This window comes from Kitasatospora sp. NPDC002227 (assembly GCF_040296285.1).
In the GTDB taxonomy this organism is placed as follows: Bacteria; Actinomycetota; Actinomycetes; order Streptomycetales; family Streptomycetaceae; genus Kitasatospora.
On record NZ_JBEOWY010000005.1, the window covers coordinates 219,073 to 244,530 of the forward strand.

General features: G+C 72.6%; 20 protein-coding genes and 1 pseudogene. 11 read left to right on the forward strand and 10 right to left on the reverse strand.

Going from position 1 to position 25,458, the window contains the following annotated elements; all coding sequences use genetic code 11:
* The first annotated feature begins 21 nt into the window (after positions 1-21).
* The 7 genes and pseudogenes from zwf (at position 22) to ABT095_RS07070 (ending at position 7,425) form a co-directional block, all read left to right on the forward strand.
* On the forward strand, positions 22-1,587 hold the full coding sequence (gene zwf / locus ABT095_RS07040; protein ID WP_350528257.1) for a glucose-6-phosphate dehydrogenase: 1,566 nt from the start codon (positions 22-24) through the stop codon (positions 1,585-1,587).
* Positions 1,584-2,735 (forward strand): glucose-6-phosphate dehydrogenase assembly protein OpcA, encoded by a 1,152-nt coding sequence (opcA, locus tag ABT095_RS07045; protein WP_350528258.1) that lies wholly within the window; start codon positions 1,584-1,586, stop codon positions 2,733-2,735. Before zwf ends, opcA begins: the two co-directional genes overlap by 4 nt.
* The gene (gene pgl / locus ABT095_RS07050; protein WP_350528259.1) at positions 2,732-3,520 is read left to right on the forward strand and encodes a 6-phosphogluconolactonase; all 789 of its coding nucleotides are present in this window, start codon (positions 2,732-2,734) and stop codon (positions 3,518-3,520) included. The genes opcA and pgl overlap by 4 nt, the downstream gene beginning before the upstream one ends.
* Positions 3,521-3,657: 137 nt before the next feature.
* The gene (locus ABT095_RS07055; RefSeq protein WP_350528260.1) at positions 3,658-4,143 is read left to right on the forward strand and encodes a carboxymuconolactone decarboxylase family protein; all 486 of its coding nucleotides are present in this window, start codon (positions 3,658-3,660) and stop codon (positions 4,141-4,143) included.
* 25 nt (positions 4,144-4,168) lie between these two features.
* Positions 4,169-4,301, forward strand: a pseudogene (locus ABT095_RS07060) (chloramphenicol phosphotransferase); the annotation flags it as partial.
* 127 nt (positions 4,302-4,428) lie between these two features.
* Complete coding sequence (locus ABT095_RS07065) at positions 4,429-5,937, forward strand: M35 family metalloendopeptidase (RefSeq protein WP_350528261.1); 1,509 nt, start codon at positions 4,429-4,431, stop codon at positions 5,935-5,937.
* 84 nt (positions 5,938-6,021) lie between these two features.
* A complete protein-coding gene (locus tag ABT095_RS07070) occupies positions 6,022-7,425 on the forward strand; it encodes an amidase (protein ID WP_350528262.1) in 1,404 nt (467 codons plus the stop codon).
* 56 nt (positions 7,426-7,481) lie between these two features.
* On the opposite strand, the gene ABT095_RS07075 is transcribed toward ABT095_RS07070, so the two are convergent.
* From ABT095_RS07075 to ABT095_RS07120, 10 genes are all read right to left on the reverse strand, one after another.
* Positions 7,482-7,769 (reverse strand): RNA polymerase-binding protein RbpA, encoded by a 288-nt coding sequence (locus tag ABT095_RS07075; RefSeq protein ID WP_254553118.1) that lies wholly within the window; start codon positions 7,767-7,769, stop codon positions 7,482-7,484.
* A 298-nt stretch (positions 7,770-8,067) separates the two neighbouring features.
* The gene (secG, locus tag ABT095_RS07080) at positions 8,068-8,304 is read right to left on the reverse strand and encodes a preprotein translocase subunit SecG (protein ID WP_350528263.1); all 237 of its coding nucleotides are present in this window, start codon (positions 8,302-8,304) and stop codon (positions 8,068-8,070) included.
* 87 nt (positions 8,305-8,391) lie between these two features.
* The gene (tpiA, locus tag ABT095_RS07085; RefSeq protein ID WP_350528264.1) at positions 8,392-9,177 is read right to left on the reverse strand and encodes a triose-phosphate isomerase; all 786 of its coding nucleotides are present in this window, start codon (positions 9,175-9,177) and stop codon (positions 8,392-8,394) included.
* A 4-nt stretch (positions 9,178-9,181) separates the two neighbouring features.
* Complete coding sequence (locus ABT095_RS07090; protein ID WP_350528265.1) at positions 9,182-10,387, reverse strand: phosphoglycerate kinase; 1,206 nt, start codon at positions 10,385-10,387, stop codon at positions 9,182-9,184.
* Positions 10,388-10,535: 148 nt separating this feature from the next.
* A complete protein-coding gene (gene gap / locus ABT095_RS07095) occupies positions 10,536-11,540 on the reverse strand; it encodes a type I glyceraldehyde-3-phosphate dehydrogenase (protein WP_350528266.1) in 1,005 nt (334 codons plus the stop codon).
* 216 nt (positions 11,541-11,756) lie between these two features.
* Positions 11,757-12,737, reverse strand: a complete 981-nt coding sequence (gene whiA, locus ABT095_RS07100; protein WP_350528267.1) for a DNA-binding protein WhiA — start codon at positions 12,735-12,737, stop codon at positions 11,757-11,759.
* A complete protein-coding gene (locus ABT095_RS07105; RefSeq protein ID WP_502884830.1) occupies positions 12,728-13,774 on the reverse strand; it encodes a gluconeogenesis factor YvcK family protein in 1,047 nt (348 codons plus the stop codon). Before ABT095_RS07105 ends, whiA begins: the two co-directional genes overlap by 10 nt.
* 43 nt (positions 13,775-13,817) lie before the next feature.
* On the reverse strand, positions 13,818-14,729 hold the full coding sequence (gene rapZ / locus ABT095_RS07110; RefSeq protein ID WP_350528268.1) for an RNase adapter RapZ: 912 nt from the start codon (positions 14,727-14,729) through the stop codon (positions 13,818-13,820).
* The gene (uvrC, locus tag ABT095_RS07115; protein ID WP_350528269.1) at positions 14,726-16,756 is read right to left on the reverse strand and encodes an excinuclease ABC subunit UvrC; all 2,031 of its coding nucleotides are present in this window, start codon (positions 16,754-16,756) and stop codon (positions 14,726-14,728) included. Before uvrC ends, rapZ begins: the two co-directional genes overlap by 4 nt.
* 73 nt (positions 16,757-16,829) lie before the next feature.
* Complete coding sequence (locus ABT095_RS07120) at positions 16,830-17,813, reverse strand: LuxR C-terminal-related transcriptional regulator (protein WP_350528270.1); 984 nt, start codon at positions 17,811-17,813, stop codon at positions 16,830-16,832.
* 366 nt (positions 17,814-18,179) lie between these two features.
* Between ABT095_RS07120 and ABT095_RS07125 the strand changes: the two genes are divergently transcribed.
* The 4 genes from ABT095_RS07125 to ABT095_RS07140 form a co-directional block, all read left to right on the forward strand.
* Positions 18,180-19,418 carry an IS256 family transposase gene (locus tag ABT095_RS07125; RefSeq protein ID WP_350528271.1) on the forward strand — a complete coding sequence of 413 codons (1,239 nt, stop codon included), beginning with the start codon at positions 18,180-18,182 and terminating at the stop codon, positions 19,416-19,418.
* Between the two features lie 244 nt (positions 19,419-19,662).
* A complete protein-coding gene (locus tag ABT095_RS07130; RefSeq protein ID WP_350528272.1) occupies positions 19,663-19,818 on the forward strand; it encodes a hypothetical protein in 156 nt (51 codons plus the stop codon).
* 83 nt (positions 19,819-19,901) lie between these two features.
* Positions 19,902-20,114: an MbtH family protein gene (locus tag ABT095_RS07135; RefSeq protein ID WP_350528273.1), complete on the forward strand. Its 213-nt coding sequence runs from the start codon at positions 19,902-19,904 to the stop codon at positions 20,112-20,114.
* Between the two features lie 65 nt (positions 20,115-20,179).
* Positions 20,180-25,458, forward strand: a 5,279-nt coding sequence (locus ABT095_RS07140) for a non-ribosomal peptide synthetase (RefSeq protein WP_350528274.1), incomplete at its 3' end; no start/stop codon positions are given.

Consider the following 25,458-nt stretch of genomic DNA (forward strand, 5'->3'; position numbering starts at 1 on the left):
GAGAACTACGGAGCCCACCCCGTGAGCAACGCCTTTCCCGAGGTCGAGCAGGGAGACCCCCCGCTCGCGCCCGTCAACCCGCTGCGCGATCCGGCCGACCGCAGGCTCCCGCGCATCGCCGGGCCCTCCGGCCTGGTGATCTTCGGCGTCACCGGCGACCTGTCGCGCAAGAAGCTGATGCCCGCCATCTACGACCTGGCCAACCGCGGCCTGCTGCCGCCGGGCTTCTCGCTCGTCGGCTTCGCGCGCCGCGAGTGGGAGGACGAGGACTTCGCGAAGGAGGTGCACGACGCCGTCAAGGAGCACGCCCGCACCCCCTTCCGTGAGGAGGTCTGGGAGCAGCTCGCCATGGGCATGCGCTTCGTCCAGGGCACCTTCGACGACGACGACGCCTTCGAGCGCCTGGCCGCGACCATCGCCGAGCTGGACGGTGCCCAGGGCACCAGCGGCAACTTCGCGTTCTACCTCTCGGTGCCGCCGAAGTCGTTCCCGATCGTGGTCCAGCAGCTGAAGAAGCACGGCCTGGCCGACCCGCCGAAGGGCTCCTGGCGCCGTGCGGTGATCGAGAAGCCGTTCGGCCACGACCTGGAGAGCGCCCAGGAGCTGAACGAGATCGTCCACCAGGTCTTCCCCCGGGACGAGGTCTTCCGGATCGACCACTACCTGGGCAAGGAGACCGTCCAGAACATCCTGGCGCTCCGCTTCGCCAACACGATGTTCGAGCCGATCTGGAACCGGTCGTACGTCGACCACGTGCAGATCACCATGGCCGAGGACATCGGCATCGGCGGCCGCGCGGGTTACTACGACGGCATCGGCTCGGCCCGGGACGTCATCCAGAACCACCTGCTCCAGCTGATGGCCCTCACCGCCATCGAGGAGCCGGCCTCCTTCCACCCCAAGGCGCTGGTGGCCGAGAAGCTCAAGGTGCTGAGCGCCGTGCAGCTCCCGGCGGACCTCGGCAAGCACACCGTGCGCGGCCAGTACAGCGCCGGCTGGCAGGGCGGCGAGGAGGTGCTCGGGTACCTGGACGAGGACGGCATCGACCCCAACTCCAAGACCGACACCTTCGCCGCCATCAAGCTGGAGATCAACAACCGCCGCTGGGCGGGCGTGCCGTTCTACCTGCGCACCGGCAAGCGCCTGGGCCGCCGGGTCACCGAGATCGCGGTGGTCTTCCAGCGCGCCCCGTACCTGCCGTTCGACTCCTACGCCACCGAGGAGCTGGGGCAGAACGCCCTGGTCATCCGGGTGCAGCCGGACGAGGGCGTCACTGTGCGGTTCGGCTCCAAGGTGCCGGGCACCTCCTTCGAGGTCCGGGACGTCACGATGGACTTCGCCTACGGCGAGTCGTTCACCGAGTCCAGCCCGGAGGCGTACGAGCGGCTCATCCTGGACGTGCTGCTCGGCGACGCCAACCTCTTCCCGCGGCACCAGGAGGTCGAGCTCTCCTGGGAGATCCTCGACCCGATCGAGAAGTACTGGGACACCCACGGCAAGCCCGCCCAGTACCCCGCCGGGACCTGGGGGCCCGCCGAGGCGGACGAGATGCTCGCACGAGACGGCAGGAGCTGGCGCCGGCCATGAAGATCGACCTGATGAACACCACGTCCAGCAAGATCAACGCCGCGTTGATGGACGCCCGTCGGGCCAGCGGCTCCACCGCTGCCGGCATGGTGCTCACCCTCGTCATCGTCACCGACGAGGGCAGCGCGTACGACGCGCTGAAGGCTGCCAACGAGGCCTCCCGCGAGCACCCCTCGCGCATACTGGCCGTCATCAAGCGGGCGGGCCGCTCGCCCCGGGCCCGGGCCGAGACGCGGCTGGACGCCGAGATCCTGGTCGGCTCCGACGCGGGCTCCGGCGAGACCGTCATCCTGCGCATGCACGGCGAGCTCGCCGCGCACGCGCAGTCGGTGGTCCTGCCGCTGCTGCTGCCCGACGCCCCCGTGGTGGTCTGGTGGCCGGACAACGCCCCGCAGCACCCCGCGCAGGACCCCCTGGGCGCGCTGGCCCAGCGCCGGATCACCGACGCCGTCACGGCGGAGTCCCCGGTCGGGCAGCTCGCCCAGCGGGCCGCCAGCTACACCCCCGGCGACACCGACCTGGCCTGGACCCGGATCACCGGCTGGCGCTCGATGCTGGCCGCCGCGCTCGACCAGCACCCGGCCAAGATCACCTCGGCCGTGGTCGAGGGCGAGTCGTACAACCCCAGCGTCGAGCTGCTCGGCCTGTGGCTCACGACCCGACTGCGCGTCCCGGTCGAGCGGGTCGTCACGGCCGGCCCCGGCATCACCTCCGTGACGCTGCGGGCCAAGGGCGGCTCCATCACCCTGGACCGCCCGGACGGCCTGATGGGCACCCTCGCGATGCCGGGGGCGCCGGACCGTCAGGTCGCCCTCAAGCGGCGGGAGACCTCGGAGCTGATCGCCGAGGAGCTGCGCCGGCTGGACCCGGACGACATCTACTCGGCCGCCGTCCGCACCCCGGTGGAGCGCCTGCGCGAGCCGGCCTCCGAGACCGAGGCCACTGCTGAGGCCGCACCGGTGATCGAGGCGGCCGTGGCCGCCCCGGCGCGGGTGACGGCCAAAGTGCCGGCGGCCGCGGCCGAGAAGGCTGCCCCGGCTGCGAAGAAGGCCGCTGCCAAGAAGGCCGCCCCCGCTGCGAAGAAGGCTGTCGCCAAGAAGGCCGCCCCGGCCAAGAAGGCTCCGGCCCGCAAGCGGAGCGGCTCGTGACGGCCGCGACCCCCCAACTGGTCGTCCACCGGGACAAGGAGCTGATGGCGCAGGCCGCCGCGGCCCGCCTGATCACCCGGATCGTGGACGCCCAGGCCGCCCGGGGCACCGCTTCGGTGGTGCTCACGGGCGGGCGCAACGGCAACGCCCTGCTCGCCGCGATCGCCGCCTCCCCGGCGCGCGACGCGGTGGACTGGGCGAAGCTCGACCTCTGGTGGGGCGACGAGCGCTTCGTCCCCGCCGAGGACGGGGAGCGCAATGCCGTCCAGGCCCGGGCCGAGCTGCTCGACGCCGTCCCGCTCGACCCGTCCCGCGTGCACCCCATGCCCGCCTCGGACGGGCCGGACGGCTCGGACGTGGAGGCGGCCGCCGCCCGCTACGCCGAGGAGCTGGCCAAGGCCGCGCTCCCCGGGGACCGCGCCGGCGTGCCCACCTTCGACGTGCTGCTGCTCGGGGTCGGCCCCGACACGCACGTGGCCTCGCTCTTCCCCGAGCACCCGGGTGTCCGGGAGACCGAGCTGACGGTGGTGGGCGTCCGTGGCGCCCCCAAGCCCCCGCCGACCCGGATCTCCCTCACCCTCCCGGCCATCCGCTCGGCCCGCGAGGTCTGGCTGCTGGCCGCGGGTGAGGACAAGGCCGACGCCGTCGCCCTGGCCCTCTCCGGCCCCGGCGAGCTCCAGGCCCCGGCCTCCGGCGCCCGCGGCCAGGCCCGCACCCTCTGGCTCCTCGACCGCAGCGCCGCCGCGAAGATCCCCCCGGGGCTCTACCCGCCGGCTTCGGCCTGACGGACTCTGCGAAGGGGCGCACCGGTTTCCGGTGCGCCCCTTCGTCGTGACCGGGGTCACAGCTGCGCGGGTGTCACAGGATCAGGGTCGGCGGGGTCTTGTGGTCGTCCCTCTGAGACACCACGGAAGAAGGAACCATGGACTCCCGGTTCGACCTGATGAGCAACGAACTCGGCCTCAAGTTCGGCAAGCGGTTCGCCAATGCGGGGATGGTCATCACGCAGTCGCCGCTGCCGAGGAGCACCCAGGAGCTGGTCTCGCTGCGGGCCAGTCAGATCAACGGCTGCGGCTGGTGCATCGACCTGCACACCAAGGAGGCCACCGCCGCCGGGGAGGACCCGACCCGGCTGCACCTGGTCGCCGCCTGGCGCGAGAGCACCGTCTTCACCGAGGCCGAACAGGCCGCCCTGGCCTTCGCCGAGGAGGGCACCCGCCTCGCCGACGCCCACCAGGGGGTCTCGGACGGGACCTGGGCCGCCGTCCGCACCCACTACGACGACGACCAACTCGCGGCCCTGGTCTGCCTCGTCTCGCTGATCAACGCGGCCAACCGGATGGCGGTGATCACCCACCAGCGCGGCGGCTCCTACCGGCCCGGAATGTTCGAGGCCATGATCAGCTGACTACCGTGGAGCCTTGACTCAGGCGATCGTGCCCAACGGCGGCTCCAGCTCCGGAAAGTCGGGCATCGGAGGCCACCGTCGGGGCGGGCTTCCGGGAGCTGGAGGCCGCCTGGATCGCGGGCGTCGCCGCGATGGCCCGGGCGGGCGCCCGGGTCATCGCCGCCCGGTTCGAATGAAACAGTGGTCCGAATACGGAGCCTGACTGTCCGTCAGGTTGTTTATCCACTGTGCATCGGTGCACGCCATGCTGCCCCCGACCGTCACCGTACGTGCAGAGGGGCCACCTTGAGCCGAGTTCTCACCGCCACCGAGTTCCAGACCCTGGCGCAGCTGAAGCACGAGATCGACCGGATCGTCGCCCTGGCCACCAAGACCGAGCTGGATTCGACGGACGTGCTGGACGGGCTGGACCCGGCGCCGGACTACACGGTCTTCCACGCCCGCTTCCAGCGCCTCGGCGGTCGGCTGGCCGAGCTGCTGGCGCTCAAGCTGGTACGGGTCGAGGAGGGCCTCGACCCGTTGATGGAGGCGAACACCCTCATCTCCCGGGGCGCCAAGGTCGAGTTGCAGCAGCTGCAGTTGCGGCCGGGCCTGCTGGCCGAGCCGAACCAGCGCTCGCTCACCAGCCGGGCGCTCACCCTGCTCCACGAGCTGTCGCACGCGCTGGAGGAGAGCCCGATCTTCCCGGTCAAGGACTACGCCTACCGTGACGGCTGGGCCTGGGGGTACCTGCCGGCCTCGCTGGCGGCGAACAACGCCGACACCTACGCCGAGGCCGCCGCCCAGATCGCGGAGCGGGCCCAGCAGCGGCCGGGCCGCTACCAGGAGCTGGGCCGCGTCCCCGCACAGCGCCACGCACTGGCCAAGCTGCGGGGCGCGACGGACCTGGGAGCCGCGCTGGCCCTCGCCGACCTCCAGCTCAACCGGGCCTGGCTGCGGGCCAACGACGCCAACAGCGTGGCCCAGTCCGACTTCGGCAACCTCCTCTGGCCCAGCACCCTGGCCGGCTGGAAGAAGGAGCCCGACTACACCGGACTGCTGCGGATCGAGGCCGCCCTGCACAGCCTGGGCCTCATCGGCGAACGGGTGACCGGCCTGCTCAGCACCGGGCTGGACCAGGCCGACAAGACCACAGTCAGCCGGATCTACCGGCACCTGGCAGCCCTGAAGGGCGCGCTGGCCGGCGCCGAGCCCGTCCCCGTCCTGACCGGGACGACGGTCGTCTACCAGCCGGCGACCGGTCGGCTGGAGATCCCGCGCGCCGTGGCCGGCCTGGGCGTGGTGAACCTGGCCGACCTGATCATCGACGCCCTGATCGCCGGCAAGCCGGCCGCCGAACCCCTGCCCAAGGGGTACCCCCAGCAGTGCCGGGCGGTCGTCGACCTCATGGTGGACAACGACCGCCCTGGCGAGAAGGCGGCTCTCGACCTGCTCCGGGCCCACTTCGCGGCCATCCGGCCCACCGCCCCGACGCCGGCCCGGTGGGCCGAGCTGGCCAACACCCTGGGGTATGCCGAACTCGTCGACATCCGCGTTCGATGGGCCAGGCTGGCGGGCCGCACCCCGGAGCTGGCCGCCGGACCGGCCGCCGAACGCAGCGTGCTGGAGACCGTCTCCCCGTTCCTGTCCCAGGACCTCGACCGGGCCCTCGCGCTGGGTCGGCAACTGCCGGGGAACGAGGAGGAGTTGCGGAAGCTGGCCGCCTCGCTGGCCACGATCCGCGCGGCGGCGGTCGCGTTCTACCCGAAGGAGGCGGCCTCCTACGACGCGCTGCAGGCCCGGCTGCAGCCGTGATCAGGGGTGTCCGAGGACGTCGGCGCACCCCTAGACTGCCAAGCTCCTGGAGTGACTACCGGTCAGTAGGAGTTGGGGAGTCGGATGCTCGACGAGCGGGTCCACGCGTTCACCGATGACGCTCTCGGCGAGCACGACGCGGTGGCGCTCGCCGCGCTCGTGCGCGCCGGTGAGGTCAACCCCCGGGAGCTGGTCGCCGCGGCCGCCGCCCGGGCGGCCCGGATCGACGGTGCGCTGGTGCCCGTCGCCCACGACGCGCACCAGCGGCCGGCGATCAGCCGGGCGGGCATCGGCGGGCCGCTGTGGGGCGTGCCGACCTACCTCAAGGACAACGTCGACCTGCGCGGGCTGCCCACCGGCAACGGCAGCGCCGCCTACCGGGCCCGGCCCGCCCGGCGCAACGCCCGCTTCGCCGACCAGTTCCTGGCCACCGGCCTCGCCGTGCTCGGCAAGTCCCGGCTGCCCGAGTTCGGCCTGAACGCCTCCACCGAGTACGCGGCCGCCGAGCCCGTCCGCAACCCGTGGCTGCCCTCGCACTCGGCCGGCGCCTCCTCGGGCGGCTCGGCGGCCCTGGTCGCCTCGGGGGTCGTCCCGATCGCGCACGCGAACGACGGCGGCGGGTCGATCCGCATCCCCGCCGCCGCCTGCGGCCTGGTCGGCCTCAAGCCGACCCGGGGGCGGCTGGTCGGCAACGAGCAGAGCGGCAGACTGCCGCTGGACATCGTCACGGAGGGCGTCCTCACCCGCTCGGTCCGGGACACCGCCGCCTTCCTCGCCGCCGCCGAACAGCATTACGCCAACCCGAAGTTGCCGCCGATCGGCCTGGTCGAGGGCCCCGCCTCGAAAGAGCTGCGGATCGGCCTGGTGGTGGACTCGCCGATCGCCGAGGCCGACGGGCCCACCCGCCGCGCCGTGGAGGAGACCGCCGCCCGGCTGGAGGCCCTGGGGCACCGCGTCGAGCCGACCACCCTGCCCTTCCACGCGCAGTTCTCCCGCGACTTCGTCTCGTACTGGGGCTACATCGCCTGGGCGATCGCCGTCAGCGGCCGGCTGCTGATCGACCCCGGCTTCCGGGCCCGCGACCTCGACGGCCTCACCACCGGTCTGCGCCGCAGCTTCCAGCGCGAGTTCCGCCGCACGCCGGGCGTGCTGCGGCGGCTGCGCGCGGCGGAGGCCACCTACGCGGGCATCTTCGACCGCTACGACGCGATCCTCTCCCCCGTCCTCGCCCACGTGACCCCGCCGATCGGGCACCTGAGCCCGAACGTCCCGTTCGAGGAGCTGATCGAGCGTCTGCTGCGCTACGTCGCCTTCACCCCGGTGAACAACGTCTCCGGCGGCCCGGCCGTCGCCCTGCCCGGCGGCGCTGCCGACAGCGGCCTGCCGATCGGCGTCCACCTCTCGGCCGCGCACGGCCGGGAGCGCCTCCTGCTGGAGCTGGCCTTCGCCCTGGAGGCCGACCGCCCCTGGCGCCGCATCCAGGCCTGAGACATGCCGAAGGGCGCCACCGTCAGGACGGTGGCGCCCTTCGGCGAAGGCACAGCTCAGATCTCGCCGCGGAGCTTGGCCAGCGCCTCGGCGAGGATCGCCTCGCCGTCGGCGTCGGTGCGACGCTCGCGGACGTAGGCGAGGTGGGTCTTGTAGGGCTCGTTGCGGGACGGGGCCGGGGGGTTGTGCTCGTCCTGGCCGGCCGGGAAACCGCAGCGGGGGCAGTCCCAGGTCTCGGGAATGACCGCTTCGGCGGCGAAGCTGGGGCGGGTCTCGTGCTTGTTGGCGCACCAGAAGGAGATCCGGCTGCGGGGGGCGGACTCGCCGCGCTCCGCCTCGCCCATCGGGCCGGCTCCGACTCTGCTGCCACGGATGGCGTTGCCACTTGCCACGATCTGACTCCCTGCGTGCTGGTGCGATGCGATCTGGCCGCGCCCGCGCCCCGAGGAGGGCTGCCCGTATCCACGCGCGGCGGGGCGGCGGCTGCAATCACCTGCCGCCCGGCCGCGGCCTGCGGACGGTGGCGAAGTTGTCTTAGTGTAAGCAGCGGTTAAGGATCTGTCCCCACCGCCTCCGACACCGAGGCCTCACTCAGGATAGACGGACCGGCGACGCACCGTCAGATCGGTGCAGCGGCGAAGGTCAGCCCTTGTACTTCAGCACCAGGCCGAGCACCACGATGCAGGCGAACCAGCCGGTGCCCACGATGATGGTGATGCGGTCCAGGTTGCGCTCGGCCACGGCCGAACCGCCGCCCGCGGACATGGAGCCACCGCCGAACATGTCAGACAGACCGCCACCCTTGCCCTTGTGCAGCAGCACCAGGATGACCATCAGCAGACTGAAGATGATCAGGGCAATCGAGAACCCGAGAACCACGGCGGGACCAACTCTCTCGTATCTTCGGCGAAGGGCCGGGCCCGCGAGGTGCGGCCCGGCCCCAAAGCCTACGTTGCTGCGGCGGCGTTAGCCTACTGCCTGGTCACGGTACCGCACGATCTTGACGAACTCGTCCGCGTCCAGCGAGGCTCCCCCGATCAGGGCGCCGTCCACGTCCGGCTTGGCCATCAGGCCGGCGGCCGAGGAGGACTTGACCGAACCGCCGTACAGGACACGGACCTTGTCGGCCAGCTCGGCCGAGTACAGCTCCGCCAGGCGGGCCCGGATCGCCGCGCAGACCTCCTGCGCGTCCTCCGGGGTGGCCACCTCGCCGGTGCCGATCGCCCAGACCGGCTCGTACGCGACCACGATCTGCTCGGCGTCCTCGGCCGGGACACCGTCCAGCGCGCCGTCCAGCTGGGCCAGCGTGTACGCGACGTGGGTGCCGGCCTTGCGGATCTCCAGCGGCTCGCCGACGCACAGGATCGGCAGCAGGCCGTTGCGGTACGCGGCCTTGACCTTGGCGTTGACGAGCGGCTCGTCCTCGCCGTGGTACTGGCGGCGCTCCGAGTGGCCGATGGCCACGTAGGTGCACTTCAGCTTGGCCAGCATCGGGCCGGAGACCTCGCCGGTGTAGGCACCGGACTCGTGCGCCGAGAGGTCCTGGGCGCCGTACTTGATCTTCAGCTTGTCGCCGTCGACCAGGGTCTGCACCGAACGCAGGTCGGTGAAGGGCGGCAGGACGGCGACCTCGACGGCCGCGTAGTCCTTGTCGGTGAGGGCGAAGGCGAGCTTCTGGGTGTGGGCGATGGCCTCGAGGTGGTTGAGGTTCATCTTCCAGTTGCCCGCCATCAGCGGCTTGCGGTCACTCATCGGATCAGTCCTCCAGAGCGGTGAGACCGGGGAGCTGCTTGCCCTCCAGGTACTCGAGGCTCGCGCCACCGCCGGTCGAGATGTGCCCGAACTTCGTCTCGTCGAAGCCCAGGATGCGGACGGCCGCGGCGGAGTCCCCGCCGCCGACCACGGTGAAGGCCGAGCTGTCGAGCAGCGCCTGCGCGACGGCCTTGGTGCCCTCGGCGAAGGTGGGGTGCTCGAAGACGCCGACCGGGCCGTTCCAGAAGACCGTCTTCGCGTCGGCCAGCTTCTCGGCGAACAGCGCACGGGTCTTCGGGCCGATGTCCAGGCCCTCCTTGTCGGCCGGGATGGCCGAGGCGTCGACGACCTCGAAGTCGGTGACCGGGGCGTGCGTCTTGAGGTCGGGGAAGCTGGCCGAGACGGCGACGTCCACCGGCAGCACGAACTCGACGTTGTTGGCCTTGCCGCGCTCCAGGTACTCCAGGACCGTCGGGATCTGGTCCTTCTGCAGCAGCGAGATGCCGACCTCGTGGCCCAGGGCCGCGAGGAAGGTGTAGGCCATGCCGCCGCCGATCAGGATGCGGTCGGCCTTGCCCAGCAGGTTGTCGATCACGCCGACCTTGTCGGAGACCTTGGAACCGCCGAGCACGACCACGTACGGGCGCTCGACCTCCTCGGTCAGGCGCTTGAGGACACCGACCTCGGTGGCGATCAGGTCGCCGACGGCGTGCGGCAGGCGGGCCGGGAGGTCGTAGACCGAGGCGTGCTTGCGGTGCACGGCGCCGAAGCCGTCGCCCACGTAGAGGTCCGCGAGGGCGGCCAGCTGGTCGGCGAAGGCGCCGCGCTCGGCGTCGTCCTTGGCCGTCTCGCCGGCGTTGAAGCGCAGGTTCTCCAGCAGCGTGACCTCGCCGTCGGCCAGGGCGGCGACGGTGGCCTTCGCGCTCTCGCCGACGGTGTCGGTGGCGAAGCTCACCGGCCGGCCGAGGATCTCGCCGAGGCGGACGGCGACGGGGGCGAGGGAGAACTGCGGGTCGGGCTCACCCTTGGGGCGGCCCAGGTGGGAGGCGACGATCACCCGGGCACCGGCGGCGACCAGCCTGGCGATGGTCGGCGCGACGGCACGGATGCGGCCGTCGTCGGTGATCGTGGCGCCGGACAGCGGCACGTTCAGGTCGGCGCGGACGAACACGCGCTTCCCGGCGACGTCGAGGTCTTCGATGGTCTTCACGGGTCTTCGGTCTCCTGGGGGTACAACGCGAGGGTGGCGCACGACGGCGGGCGGCCACAGGGAGAGTGAGGGAGTCCGCAGAGCTAGGGCCCGGACCACGAGCTACGGTCCGGGCCCCGCTCCTTACATCACTTCAGCTCCCGCTGCGTCAGAGCTGGCCGCCGACGAGCGAGGTCAGGTTAACAAGGCGGTTCGAGTAGCCCCACTCGTTGTCGTACCAGCCGAAGACCTTGACCTGGTTGCCCTGGACCATGGTCATCAGCGAGTCGAAGATCGTGGAGAACGGCGAGTTCACGATGTCGGAGGAGACGATCGGGTCCTCGGTGTACTGCAGGATGCCCTTGAGCGAGCCCTCGGAGGCCTTCTGGAAGGCCGCGTTGACCTCCTCGACGGTGACCTCGCGCTCGAGGGTGACGACCAGGTCCGTGATCGAGCCGGTCGGCACCGGGACGCGCAGCGAGGTGCCGTCCAGCTTGCCCTTGAGCTCGGGCAGGACCAGGGCGGTGGCCTTGGCGGCACCCGTCGAGGTCGGGATGATGTTGAGCGAGGCGGCCCGGGCCCGACGCAGGTCCTTGTGCGGGAAGTCCAGGGTGACCTGGTCGTTGGTGAACGCGTGGACGGTGGTCATCAGACCCTTGACGATGCCGAAGTTCTCGTTCAGCACCTTCGCCAGCGGCGCCACGCAGTTGGTGGTGCAGGAGGCGTTGGAGATGATGTCGTGCTTCGCGGCGTCGTACTTCTCGTCGTTGACACCCATCACGATGGTGACGTCTTCGTCCGTGGCGGGCGCCGAGATGATGACCTTCTTCGCCCCGGCGGTGAGGTGCTTCTTCGCAGCCTCGGCCTTGGTGAAGATACCGGTGGACTCGATGACGACGTCAGCGCCGAGAGCAGCCCACGGCAGGTTCGCCGGGTCACGCTCGGCGACGACCTTGAAGGTGTGGCCATCGACGGTGATGGAGTCTTCGGTGTGGCTGACCTCGCCCGGGAAGGTACCCAGGATCGAGTCGTACTTCAGGAGGTGTGCAAGCGTCCTGGTGTCGGTCAGGTCGTTGACACCGACGATCTCGATGTCCGCGCCCTGCGCCTTGACCGCACGGAAGAAGTTCCGGCCGATGCGGCCGAATCCGTTGATGCCTACCCGGATCGTCACGAACCGATCTCCTTTAAGGTACGCCGACCATGGCCAGGCCACGGTCGACGGGGGTTTGTATTGGGATGTCCCCGACCGCCTACGACCCTACCCTTCCCCGTGCCACCAGAGCACATCCCTGCGTCGCCCAACCCTTGGCGTGGCGCGAAATCCCGCGCTGGGAAGCCGAAAGCGGCGCCCACGATGTGGACGCCGCCTGTTCGAGATACGAGATTCTCAGTTCATCGCCATCTCGTCGGTCAGATTGGCCTCGGTGCTCGGCAGGCCGAGCTCCCCGGCGCGCTTGTCGGCCATCGCCAGCAGGCGGCGGATCCGGCCGGCCACCGCGTCCTTGGTGAGCGGCGGGTCGGCGAGCGCGCCCAGCTCCTCCAGCGAGGCCTGCTTGTGCTGCATCCGCAGCTGGCCGGCCGCCGCCAGGTGCTCGGGCACCTCGTCGCCCAGGATCTCCAGCGCGCGCTGCACCCGGGCCCCGGCCGCGACGGCCGCGCGGGCCGAGCGGCGCAGGTTGGCGTCGTCGAAGTTGGCCAGCCGGTTGGCGGTGGCCCGCACCTCGCGGCGCATCCGGCGCTCCTCCCAGGCCAGCACCGACTCGTGCGCGCCGAGCCGGGTGAGCAGCGCGCCGATCGCGTCGCCGTCGCGGATCACCACCCGGTCGACCCCGCGCACCTCGCGGGCCTTGGCCGGGATGCCGAGCCGCCGGGCCGCGCCGACCAGGGCGAGCGCGGCCTCGGAGCCGGGGCAGGTGATCTCCAGCGAGGAGGAGCGGCCGGGCTCGGTGAGCGAGCCGTGCGCCAGGAAGGCGCCGCGCCAGGCCGCCTCGGCGTCGCAGGTCGCCCCGGAGACCACCGCCGGGGGCAGGCCGCGGATCGGGCGGCCCCGCCCGTCCACCAGCCCGGTCTGCCGGGCCAGCAGCTCGCCGTCCTTGACCACCCGCACCACGTACCGGCTGCCGCGGCGCAGGCCGCCGGGGGCCATCACCACCAGGTCCGAGGAGTGTCCGAAGATCTCCAGCAGGTCCTTGCGCAGCCTTCTGGCCGCGATTCCGGTGTCCAGCTCCGCCTCGATCACGATCCGGCCGCTCACAATGTGCAGACCGCCCGCGAACCTCAGGATCGCCGACACCTCAGCCTTGCGACAGCAGGCCCGGGTGACGGGGAGCCGGCTGATTTCGTCCTTCACCGCCGGAGTCATCGCCATGGGCCGATCCTTCCATGTGTCCGGAAAATCCGGTCGTACGCAGCCGCCAAGAGTTCCGGGTCGTGTCGCGGGGTGCCGTCACCCCGGGCGACCTGGTCGAGCACCAGTGCGGCGCCCATCCGGGCCGCGGCCTTCTCGAGCCCGGCCAGGTCGGCCACGCCGAAGGCGCCGCCGGTCACCGCACGCTCGTCCACCAGGATCGCATCCACCGCGAGCCCGGGGGCGTGGTCGGCGATGACCTCCAGGTGGCGCTGGGGGGAGAAGCCCTCGGTCTCGCCCGGCTGCGGGGCCAGGTTGAGGGTGAGCAGGCGGCGGGCCCGGGTCTCGGTGAGGGCCTTGGCCAGCTCGGGCACCAGCAGGTGCGGCAGCACACTGGTGAACCAGGAGCCGGGCCCGAGCACCACCCAGTCCGCCTGGTCGACGGCCGTCACCGCCTCCGGCACGGCCGGCGGCAGCTCGGGCAGCAGTTTGATCGACTGGACGGTGCCGGGGGTGGAGGCCACGTTGGCCTGGCCCCGGACGGCGGTGATCCGGCACGGCTCGGCGGGGTCGTGGCCGCGCACCAGGGCCTCGATGTCCAGCGGCACCGCCGACATCGGCAGCACCCGGCCCTGCACGTTGAGCAGCCGGCCGACCCAGTCCAGCGCGGCCACCGGGTCGCCCAGCTTCTCCCAGAGCGCGACGATCAGGAGGTTGCCCACGGCGTGGCCGTGCAGCTCGCCGTTGCCGCTGAAGCGCTGCTGGATCACCTCGGACCACGTCCGGCCCCAGTCGTCGTCGCCGCAGAGCGCGGCCAGCGCCTTGCGCAGGTCGCCGGGCGGCAGCACCCCGAGTTCGGAGCGCAGCCGCCCGCTGGAGCCGCCGTCGTCGGCCACCGTGACCACGGCGGTGAGCTCGGTGGTGAGGCGGCGCAGCGCGGAGAGCGAGGCCGACAGGCCCTGGCCGCCGCCGAGGGCGGTGACCCGTACCGGCTGGGGCCTGGGCGCGCCCGTACGCGGCCTCGGGCCGATGGCCCTGTGCTGCCGCGCGGGCATCATTCCCGTCACACCGACCCCATGTTCTCCGCCTGGGGCCGGTGGCTTACTCCCGGCCCATGTCCCGGTGGACGAGCACCGTCTCCACGCCGTCCGCGATCAGACGCTTCGTCAGCCGCTCGGACATCGCCACGCTGCGGTGCTTGCCACCGGTGCAGCCTACGGCAAGTGTCATGTAACGCTTGCCCTCGCGGCGGTAACCCTCTGTGATGATCTTGAGGAGGTCCGTGTAACCGTTGAGGAACTCGTTCGCACCCGGCTGTTGGAAGACGTAGTCGGCCACGTCGGCGTCGGTGCCGGTGCGGGCCCGCAGCTCGGGCACCCAGTGCGGGTTGGGCAGGAAGCGGCAGTCCACCACCAGGTCGGCGTCGACCGGCAGGCCGTACTTGAAACCGAAGGACATCACGGTGGCCCGCAGCTCGGGCTCGTCGTGGTCGGCGAACTGGGCGTCGAGCTTGGCGCGCAGCTGGTGCACGTTGAGGTTGGAGGTGTCGATCACCAGGTCCGCCTCGCCGCGCAGCTCGCGCAGCAGGTCGCGCTCGCGCTCGATGCCGTCCACGATCCTGCCGTCCGCCTGCAGCGGGTGCGGGCGGCGGACGGACTCGAAGCGGCGCACCAGGGCGTCGTCCGAGGACTCCAGGTAGACCACCCGCATCCGCACGCCGCGCTTGGCCAGCTCGTCCAGCGAGGTGCGCAGGTCGTCGAAGAACTTGCGGCCGCGGACGTCGACCACCACGCCGATCCGGGGCACCGCCCCCTGGGAGCGGGCGCCCAGGTCGACCATGGTGGGGATCAGGGCCGGCGGCAGGTTGTCCACCACGAACCAGCCCAGGTCCTCCAGGCACTTGGCGGCCGTGGACCGGCCGGCCCCCGACATGCCGGAGATGATGACCAGCTCCGGGGCGCTCTCCCCCTGGGCCTGCGGCCGGCCGGCCCCTACGTCCTCGGACTGCGTCACTGCACTTCCCCGCTCTCCATGATTCGCTCGGCCTCGACGGTACCGGGCGTGCCGACGGCGGCCGGCTCCGCTTCGATGATCTCGCCCGTAGCGGTGTTCACCGCAGGTGCCGCCGGTGGACGGGAGGCCAACGCTGCGGCAACAGTCTCCGCCGTCCGGCGGCCGATCCCCGGGACTTCGCACAGCTGCTCCACGGTGGCCGCCCGCAGCTTCCTCAGTGAGCCGAAGTACTTGAGCAGCGCCTGACGGCGAGTCTCGCCGAGCCCGGGGACGGAGTCCAGCTCCCCCGCCGTGAGCCGCTTGGAGCGCTTGGCGCGCTGGTAGGAGATGGCGAAACGGTGCGCCTCGTCCCGGACGCGCTGGAGCAGGTAGAGGCCCTCGCTGGAGCGCGGCAGCACCACCGGGTCGCTCTCGCCGGGCAGCCAGACCTCCTCCAGGCGCTTGGCCAGGCCGCAGACGGCGACGTCGTCGATGCCCAGCTCGTCCAGCGCGCGGCGGGCCGCGGCCACCTGCGGCTGCCCGCCGTCGACCACGAGCAGCTGCGGCGGGTAGGCGAAGCGCTTGGGGCGGCCGTCCTCGGTGCGCGGGCCGGTCTCCTCCTCCTCGGGCACCGCCCACTCGCCGGTCTGCTCGCGCTCCTGGAGGTAGCGGCGGAACCGCCGGGTGATCACCTCGTGCATCGAGCGGACGTCGTCCTGCCCCGCGAAGCCTTTGATCTGGAACCGCCGGTACTCGCTCTTGCGCACCAGCCCGTCCTCGAAGACCACCATCGAGGCCACCACGTCCTCGCCCTGCAGGTGCGAGATGTCGAAGCACTCGATCCGCAGCGGCACCGAGTCCAGCTCCAGCGCCTCGGCGATCTCCTGCAGGGCCCGGCTGCGGGTGGTCAGGTCGGAGGCGCGCTTGGTCTTGTGCAGGGCGAGCGCCTGCTGGGCGTTGCGCTCGACGGTGGCCATCAGGTCCTTCTTGTCCCCGCGCTGGGGCACCCGGAGGTCGACCTGGGCGCCCCGCAGGCCGCTCAGCCACTCCTGCACCGGGGCGAGCGGCTCGGGCAGTGCGGGCACCAGTACCTCGCGGGGCACCTGCTCGGTGCCGCCGCCGTAGAGCTGCTGCAGGGCGTGCTCGACCAGGGCCGGGGTGTCCACGTCCTCGACCTTGTCGGTGACCCAGCCGCGCTGGCCGCGCACCCGGCCGCCGCGCACGTGGAAGATCTGCACGGCCGCCTCCAGCTCGTCCTCGGCGAGGGCGAACAGGTCGGCGTCGGTGCCGTCGGCCAGCACCACGGCGTTCTTCTCCATGGCGCGCCGCAGCGCCCCGATGTCGTCGCGCAGGCGGGCGGCCTTCTCGTACTCCAGCTCGGCGGCGGCCTCGGCCATCTGCTGCTCCAGGCGGCGCAGGTAGCCGCCGGTGCGCCCGGCCATGAAGTCGCAGAACTCCTCGGCCAGCTCGCGGTGCTCGGCGGCGCTGACCTTGCCGACGCAGGGGGCGGCGCACTTGCCGATGTACCCGAGCAGGCAGGGGCGCCCGACCTGCTGCGCCCGCTTGAACACGCCGTTGGAGCAGGTGCGGACGGGGAAGACCCGCAGCAGCAGGTCGACCGTCTCGCGGATCGCCCAGGCGTGCCCGTACGGGCCGAAGTAGCGCACCCCCTTCTTGTGCGCCCCCCGCATCACCTGCACCCGGGGGAACTCCTCGTCCAGCGTGACGGCCAGCTCGGGGTAGCTCTTGTCGTCGCGGTACTTGACGTTGAAGCGGGGGTCGAACTCCTTGATCCAGGAGTACTCCAGCTGCAGCGCCTCGACCTCGGTGGTCACCACCGTCCACTCCACCGAGGCGGCGGTGGTGACCATGGTCGCCGTGCGCGGGTGCAGGTTCGCGATGTCCTGGAAGTAGGAGGACAGCCGCGGGCGCAGGCTCTTGGCCTTGCCGACGTAGATGACCCGCCCGTGCGCGTCGCGGAACTTGTAGACCCCGGGCGAGGTGGGGATCGCGCCGGGAGCGGGACGGTACGTCGATGGGTCGGCCATGGCTACACCGTACCGACTGGGGGTGACGCTCCGGGGCGCGTTCCAGCACGTGATCGGCCGGACAGGCCCTCGGTCAGAGGTCGTCGAGCGGGCCGTCGAGGACGCCCTCGCGGGCGATGATGTAGCCGAGGTGGCCGCGGCTGCGGCTGCCGAGCTGTTCGGAGGCCTTCTGGATGTGGCTGGAGACCGTCCGGGTGCTGATGCCGAGCCGGGTGGCGATGGCCTCGTCCGTGTAGCCGTTGACCATCAGGCGCAGCACGTTCTGCCGGGTGCGGTCGGTGAGCAGCCGCGGGCGCTGGTGGCCGTCCGCGTAGGTGACCGGCTCGGCCCGTTCCCACATCAGTTCGTAGATCTTCAGCAGGTACTCGACCAGCGGCGGGAGCTGGATGACCATCGCGGCGGCCTCGCGCCTGGCCCCGGCGGGGATGAAGGCCGTCGACCGGTCGCAGATGATCATCCGGTCGAAGACCTCGTTGAGCGTGCGGATCTGCGCGCCACGGGCGGAGACCTGCTCGATGTAGGCCAGCGTCGGCCCGTGCGAGCGCACGGTGTGCTGGTAGAGGGTGCGTTGGCGCACGCCGCGGTCGGCCAGCGCGAGGTCGCGCGGGAGCGCGTCGGCCAGGTACTCCTCGCCGCGCCCGCCGCCGGGCTGGACGGTGAGCAGCTCCTCGCTGCAGGCGGCCACGGCGTTCTCCAGCGCCAGGTTGATCTCCTCACCCTCCAGGATCCGGATCTGCGGCTGGGAGCGCTGCATGACGTCCTGGTAGGCGTGCTCGGCGGCGGTGAAGGCGGTGCGCAGCTCGACCAGCCGCTCCTGCTGGGCCAGCACGGCCAGTTCGAGCGGTCTGGTCAGGCCGGTGGCCGCGATGTCCGGCGGGACCGGCGCCAGCCGTTCACCCGCGCCGGGCAGACTGCGCAGCAGCCCCATCGTCAGCAGGCACTCCGGCACCTCGCCGGCCACGGCGCCCCCGGCGAGCGCGCTGCGGTAGAACTCAAGGCCGGTGTCGCAGAGTTGTGGTGCCCCGATAACAGCGCTGTTGTCGTGGTTTCGGCACATCTGAGCGTCCTTCCGGCTTTGGCATTGCGGGTACACGAATGCCCGTACCGGTCATTGCCAGGCGGCCGCGCAGGCAGGATGGGGTGTACCTGCCGTACGGATGCCACCCCCCGGCCCCGAACGCCGAGAGTGTACGCCCAAATTACGAAGAAAACACCGGCTTGCGACGGCCCCCGGGCGGGCCCGGGCGCGGGGGCCGACGGAAGGACGTTAGCGCGTCCCGGTGACGGGCGGATGGCCGCCGCATTGCGCCCGTCGATCTGTCAGGGCGCCCGGGGCGCACGGCCGATGGACGGAGGGGCACCCTTGTTGCGAGCTGATTCCGGGTCGGACCGGGCGGGCGGACGGACCGGACCGGCCGGCCCCGTGAACCCCGCGGCACTGGTCGACCAACGGCTCGTCAGGCAGCTGGCCCAGGCCGCCGCCGCACAGGTCGAGGGCGGCGGGCTGCGGCTGCTCGGCGAGGGCGGCCTGCTGCAGTCCCTCACCAAGGAGCTGATCGAGCAGGCCCTGGAGCTCGAGCTGCAGGAGCACCTGCGCGGCGACCGGCCCGGGCTCAACGGCCGCAACGGCGCCCGCTCCCGGCGGCTGCTCACCGAGGTGGGCCCGGTGGAGGTGCGAGTCCCCCGGGACCGGGCCGGCAGCTTCGCCCCGCGCACCGTCCGCCCCCGGGCCCGCCGCCTGCCCGGGCTCGACCGGCTGGTCATCTCGCTCACCGCCCGCGGCCTCAGCTCGGGCGAACTGGTCGCGCACCTGTCCGAGGTGTACGGGGTGGAGCTGAGCCGGGAGACCGTCTCGGCCATCACCGACCAGGTGCTCGACGAACTCGCCGAACGGGGCCGCCACCCGCTGGACCCGGTCTACCCGGTGGTCTTCCTGGACTCGGTGCGCTGCGGGCGCTCCGGCGGCCCGCTGGTGCACCTGGCGCTCGGCATCTCGGCCGACGGCGGCCGCCAGGTGCTCGGCCTGTGGCCCGCCGACGAGGACGACCGCTGGCCCAAGGTACTGGCCGGGCTCGCCGAGCGCGGGGTGCGCGAGGTGTGGGTGCTGGTGGGTGACACCACGTCGACGCTGGCCGAGGCGGCCACCGGCCGCTGGCCGCAGACCGTCGTGCACCGCTCCGCCACCCACCTGCTGCACAGCGCCCTGCGGCACGCCCCCGGCGAGGACTGGGGGCCGCTCTCGCGCGACCTGCGCGAGGTCTGCACCGCACCCACCGAGGCGGCCGCGCTGGAGCGGCTGGCCCGGGCGGAGCGGGAGTGGGGCCCGGGCCACCGCGAGTCGTTCCGGGTCTGGCGGGCCGCCTGGCCGCAGCTGGCCACCGGCTTCCGGTTCAGCCCCGAGGCGCGCCGCCTGCTGGCCGGCGGGGGCGCCCTGGAGCGGCTGCACGCCCGGCTGCGCCGGATCGAGCAGGCGGCCGGCCGGGTGCCGGACGAGCGCTCGGCGCTCAAGCGGACCTACCTGGCGCTGACGGCGCTGGAGTCCGCCACCGGGGCCGGGCAGCCGTGGGCCGAGGACTGGCCCGCCGTCCGGGAGGAGCTGCGCCGGGCCGCGCACACCGAATCCCCCACCGGCCACCACAGTTCTGACGCACCCCACCACTGATCTGACAGAGTCAGCCTGACTTTCCATCGCATCTGTCCGATTTTGCACTGGTATGCGCTGGCTTCCGGTTCCCGCGATGCGTGTTCCCGACCGCGGCCGGAGCTTCCCCGGCGGATTGGCCCTCGGCAGGATGAATTTCAGAGCGAAGAGGGCAGCGGCCCTCCCCTCGAAAAAAGGTTCCCTCGCCTTGCCGAAGGCGCCATTCCCCGTAAAAAGGCCCCTCCTCGAAAAAGGATCGCCGTCGATGCCGAAGCCTGCCGCCCTCAGCCGACTCGCCGCCATTCTCGCTCTCGTCGTTCTCGGCCTCCTCGGCACCCAGAGTCTCGCCGCGCCGGTCTCCGGCACCGCCGTGGCCGGGCCCCAGCTCCCGCAGAACTCCGACTCCGGCTGGGGGCCGTGACCGCGCCGCGGGGCAATCACCGGTAATTCCCGCCGCGCTGTCGACCGTTCCAGAATTCCCCGACCGAAAAGGAAGAGAAAACCATGGCGAACCCGTTCGAGGACCCCGAGGCCCACTACCTCGTCCTGGTCAACGACGAGGGCCAGCACTCGCTCTGGCCGGTCTTCGCCCCGGCGCCCGAGGGCTGGCAGCAGACCTTCGGCCCCGCCGCCCGGCAGGACTGCCTCGACCACGTCGAGCAGAACTGGCAGGACATGCGGCCCAAGAGCCTGATCGCCCACCTCGCGGGCCACTGACCACCGCCCGCTCCACCGCCTTCCACCGCCCGTTCCACCGCACCACCGACCAGGGAGAGAGTCAGATGTCCGGGGCCCAGGAGACGCACAGAACCGACCGGTGGCCGGTCCCGCTCCTGAACGGTCCGACCCTCGCCGAGCTGATCGAGGGTCAGGTCCGGCGCACCCCGCAGGCCCCCGCACTGCACGCCGAGGGCCGCACCATCGGCTACGCCGAACTGGACGCCCGCGCCAACCGGCTGGCCCGGGTGCTCGCCGCCCGGGGCCTGGGCGCCGAGGACGTCGTCGCGCTCGCCCTGCCCAAGTCCGCCGAGGCGATCACCGCGATCCTCGCCCTGGCCAAGACCGGCGCCGCCTGGCTGCCCGCCGACCCGGCCTACCCGGCCGACCGGCTGCGCCACATGCTCACCGACTCCCGCGCCGCGCTGGTGCTCACCACCACCGCGACCGCCGGCCGACTGCCCGCGACCTCGGCACCGCGCCTGCTGCTCGACTCCCCCGAGCACCTCGCCGAGCTGGCCGGCCTCCCGGACGCGCCCTTCACCGCCGCCGAGCGGGTCCGCCCGCTGACCGCCGCCAACACCGCGTACGTCATCTACACCTCCGGCTCGACCGGCGTGCCCAAGGGCGTGGCCGTCACCCACACCGGGCTGCCCAGCATGATCGCCACCCAGGTCGCCGCGACCGGTGTCGGCCCCGGCAGCCGGGTGCTCCAGGGCGCCTCGCTCAGCTTCGACGTCTCCGTCTCCGACCTCGCCGTGGCCCTCACCACCGGCGCCGCCCTGGTGCTGCCCCGGGAGCAGAACCAGCTGGTCGGCGAGGCGCTGGCCGAGCTGATCGAGGAGCAGGGCGTCACCCACGCCGACCTCTCCACCGCCATGGTGGCGACCCTGCCCGACGTACCGCTGCCGGGCCTGCGCACCCTGATCGGCGGCGGCGAGGCGATCCCCCGCGAACTGGCCGCCCGCTGCGGCCGGGGCCGCCTGATGCTCAACAGCTACGGGCCGACCGAGACCACCGTCATCGTCACCGTGAGCGAGCCGCTCACCGGCCAGGAGCAGCCGCCGATCGGCCACCCCTGCCGGGACGTGCGCATCCACGTGCTCGACCAGCGGCTGCGGCCGGTCGGGCCCGGCACCGTCGGCGAGCTGTACATCTCCGGCCCGCACCTGGCCCGGGGCTACCTCGGCCGCCCGGCACTGACCTCCGAGCGCTTCGTCGCCTGCCCCTTCGGGCAGCCCGGCGAGCGCATGTACCGCACCGGCGACCTCGGCAGCTACCGGCCGGACGGGCAGCTGGACTTCCTCGGACGGGCAGACGACCAGGTGAAGATCCGGGGCTTCCGGGTCGAGCTGGGCGAGGTCGAGGCCGCGCTGCTCGACCACCCGGCCGTGCGCCAGGCCGCCGTGCTGGTCCGCGAGGACCGCCCCGGCGAGCGGCGGCTGGTCGGCTACGCCGTCGGCGGCGCCGAGCCCGCCGAACTGCGCGCCTTCCTCGCTGAGCGGCTGCCCGACCACATGGTGCCGGTGGTCGTCGTGCTCGACCGGCTGCCGCTGACCCCCAACGGCAAGGTGGACCGGCGCGCCCTGCCCGCCCCCGCCTTCACCACCACCGGCCGGGCCCCGGCCGGTGCGGCCGAGCAGCTGCTCACCCGGCTCTTCGCCGAGGTGCTCGGACTGCCCGAGGTGGGCGTCGAGGACTCCTTCTTCGAACTCGGCGGCGACTCGATCGTGGCCATCCAGCTGGTCTCCAAGGCCCGGCAGGCCGGTCTCCAGCTCACCCCGCGCGAGGTGTTCCTCGCCCCCACCGTCGAGCAGCTGGCCCGCACCGCGCGCGTCCTGACCGGCCCGGCCGCCGCCGAACCCGCCGGGGCGGGCCTGGGCGAGATCGCGCCCACCCCGATCGTGCGCTGGCTCGGCGAGCAGCGCGGCGCGGTGGAGAGCTTCTACCAGTCGACGCTGCTCACCCTCCCGGCGGGCGTTCGGGCCGAGGAGCTGTACGCGGCCCTCCAGGCCCTGCTCGACCACCACGACCTGCTGCGGGCCCGCGTCACGGACCGGTGGACGCTGTACGTGCCCGAGGCGGGGGCGGTACGGGCCGAGGACGTCGTCCGGACCGAAGCCTCCCTGGACGGTGCGGCTGCCGCCGCCCGGGACAGGCTGGCCCCCGCGCAGGGCCGGATGGTGCAGGCCGTCTGGTCCGAGACCGGGCCCGGTGTGCCCTCCCGGCTGCTGCTGCTGATCCACCACCTGGTGGTGGACGGAGTCACCTGGCGCATCGTCGAGGAGGACCTGCTCGCCGCCCTCGACGCCGTCCGTGCGGGCCGGCCCGTCGAGCTGGAGCCGGTGCCGACCTCGTTCCGCCGTTGGGCGAAGCGGCTGGCCGCCGAGGCGCTGACCGACCGGCGGGCGGCCGAACTCCCGTACTGGGAGGCCGCACTCGCCACCCCGGACCCGCTGCTCGGGCACCGCCCGCTCGACCCCGCCCGGGACACCTACGCCACCGAGGGCACCCTGCGCCTGGTGCTCCCCGCCGGCGCCACCCAGGCCCTGCTGACCAAGGTCACCGCCGCGTACCACGCCCAGGTCAACGACGTGCTGCTGACGGCGCTGGCGCTGGCCGTCCGCCACTGGCGCGGCGAGGGCTCCGAGGCCGTCCTGGTCAGCGCCGAGGGCCACGGCCGCGAGGAGATCGTCGACGGGGTCGACCTGCACCGCACCGCCGGCTGGTTCACCTCCGTCTTCCCCGTCCGGCTCGACCCCGGCCGCATCGGCTGGTCCGAGGTCACCGAGGCCGGCCCGGCCCTCGGCCGCGCGCTCGGCCTGGTCAAGGAGCAGCTGCGCACCCTGCCGGACAACGGCATCGGCTTCGGCCTGCTGCGCTACCTCAACCCGGCCACCGCCACCGTGCTCGCCGGGTACGCCGCGCCGCAGCTCGAGTTCAACTACCTGGGCCGCTTCCAGCCCGAGGGGGCCACCGAGGAGAGCGTGCTCGCGGGGCAGGAGGCGATGTCCGAGGGCGCGGCGCCCGGTCTCGCGCTGGGCAGGGTGCTCGGTCTGGACGCCGCCACCGTCGACACCCCGCAGGGGCCGCTGCTGGTCGCCGAGTGGTCCTGGGCCGGCGAACTCCTCACCGCCGAGCGGGTGGCCGAGCTGGCCGAGGCCTGGTTCACCGCACTGCGCGCCCTGGCCGAGCACGCCGACCGGCCGGGCGCGGGCGGGCACACCCCCTCCGACTTCCCGCTGGCCGCTCTCACCCAGCCCGAGCTCGACACCATCGCCGAACTCCACACCCCGGCACGGCTGGTGGACGTACTGCCCAGCTCCCCGCTGCAGCAGGGCATAGCCTTCCACTCGGCGTACGACCAGGCGGGCGCCGACGTCTACACCTCGGTCTGCTCCTTCGACCTCACCGGCCCGCTCGACACCGCCCGGCTCCGCGCCGCCGCCGAGGCCCTCCTGCTGCGCCACCCCAACCTCAAGGCCGCCTTCCACCAGCGCGCCGAGGGTATGCCGGTGGCAGCCGTCCCGGACAGGGTCGAACTGCCCTTCGTCACCGTTGACTTGAGCGGCCATGCGGACCCCGAGGCGGAGGCCGGTCGGATCGCCGCCGCCGAGTACGGCCGCCGCTTCGACCTGGCCCGGCCGCCACTGCTGCGGTACACCCTGCTCACCCTGGCCCCCGGCCGGCACCGGCTGCTGGTGGCCGCCCACCACATCCTGCTCGACGGCTGGTCCACCCCGCTCTTCGGCCAGGAACTGTGGGCACTGTACTTCGGCACCGAACTGCCCCCGGCCGTGCCCTACCGCGAGTACCTGCGGTGGATCGCCGAGCGCGACGCCGCCGGCGCCCGCGCCGCCTGGTCGGCCGCCCTGGCGGGCGCCGAGGAGCCCACCCTGCTCGCCCCCGGCCGGGCCACCGCCACCCCGCAGCTGCCGCTGCGCGTGAAGACCGAACTCACCCCGGCGCTCACCGAGGGCCTCACCCGCACCGCCCGCCGGTACGGCGTCACCCTCAACACCCTGCTCCAGGCCGCCTGGGGCGTCCTGCTGGCCCGGCTGAGCGGCCGCTCCGACGTGCTGTTCGGCACCACCGTCTCCGGCCGCCCGCACGACCTGCCGGGCGTGGAGCGGATGGTCGGCCTGCTCATCAACACCGTGCCCGTCCGGGTCCGGCTGGACCCGGCCGAGAGCTGGGGCGAACTGCTGCTGCGCCTGCAGCACGAGCAGTCCGCGCTGCTCGACCACCAGCACCTGAGCCTCACCGAGATCCAGCAACTGGCCGGCCTGGGCAGCCTGTTCGACACCGTCACGGTGTACGGCAACTACCCCGACCCGTCCGCGCTGGACCAGGCCGACCCGAGCGGCGCCACCAGCGTCCACCTGATCGAGGACGTGGACAGCGCCCACTACCCGCTGCTGCTCGCCATCACCCCGGGCGAGGGCCTCCAACTGCGGCTGGACCACCAGCCCGACGCCTTCGGCCCGGCCGAGGCACGGGCCCTGCTCGACCGGTTCCTGCGCCTGCTCGACCAGCTGGCCGCCGATCCGGCCGCGCTGGTCGGCGCGGCGGGGGTGCTCACCGCGGCGGAGCGGAAACAGCTGCTGACCGGCTGGGCCGGGCCGGTGGCGGAGCTGCCGTCGGGCTCGGTGCCAGAACTGTTCGAGGCGCAGGTCGCGTTGAGGCCTTCGGCGGTGGCGCTGGTGGCGGGTTCGACGGAGCTGACGTACGCCGAGCTGAACGCCCGGGCGAACGGGCTGGCACTGCGGCTGGTCGAGGCGGGCGTCGGGCCAGAGACGCCGGTAGCGGTGCTGAATGAACGTTCATTCCGCTTGGTGATCGCTCTGCTCGCCGTCCTCAAGGCAGGCGGAACATATGTTCCGCTGGACCCGGCCCAGCCGGCCGAACGCCTGCGCGCCGTCCTCGCCGACGCCGGAGCCACCCTGGCCGTCACCGACGCCGCGCACGAAGCACTGAACGGGCTGACCGTCCTCTCCGTCGGCCCGGAGACCGCGGAGAACCTCGGACTCACCATCGACGCAGCCCAACTGGCCTACGTCATGCACACCTCCGGCTCCACCGGGGTACCCAAGGGCATCGGCGTCTCGCACCACTCCGTGGTCGACCTCGCCCTCGGCGGCACCTTCGCGGGCGACGCACACGAGCGCGTCCTGGTCCACTCGCCCACCGCCTTCGACGCCTCCACCTACGAACTCTGGGCACCCCTGCTCGCCGGCGGCACCGTGGTGCTCGCCCCCGCCGGACGCCTCGGCGTCACCGAACTCGCCGACACCATCACCCAGGGCGGCGTCACCTCCGCCTGGCTGACCGCCGGCCTGTTCAA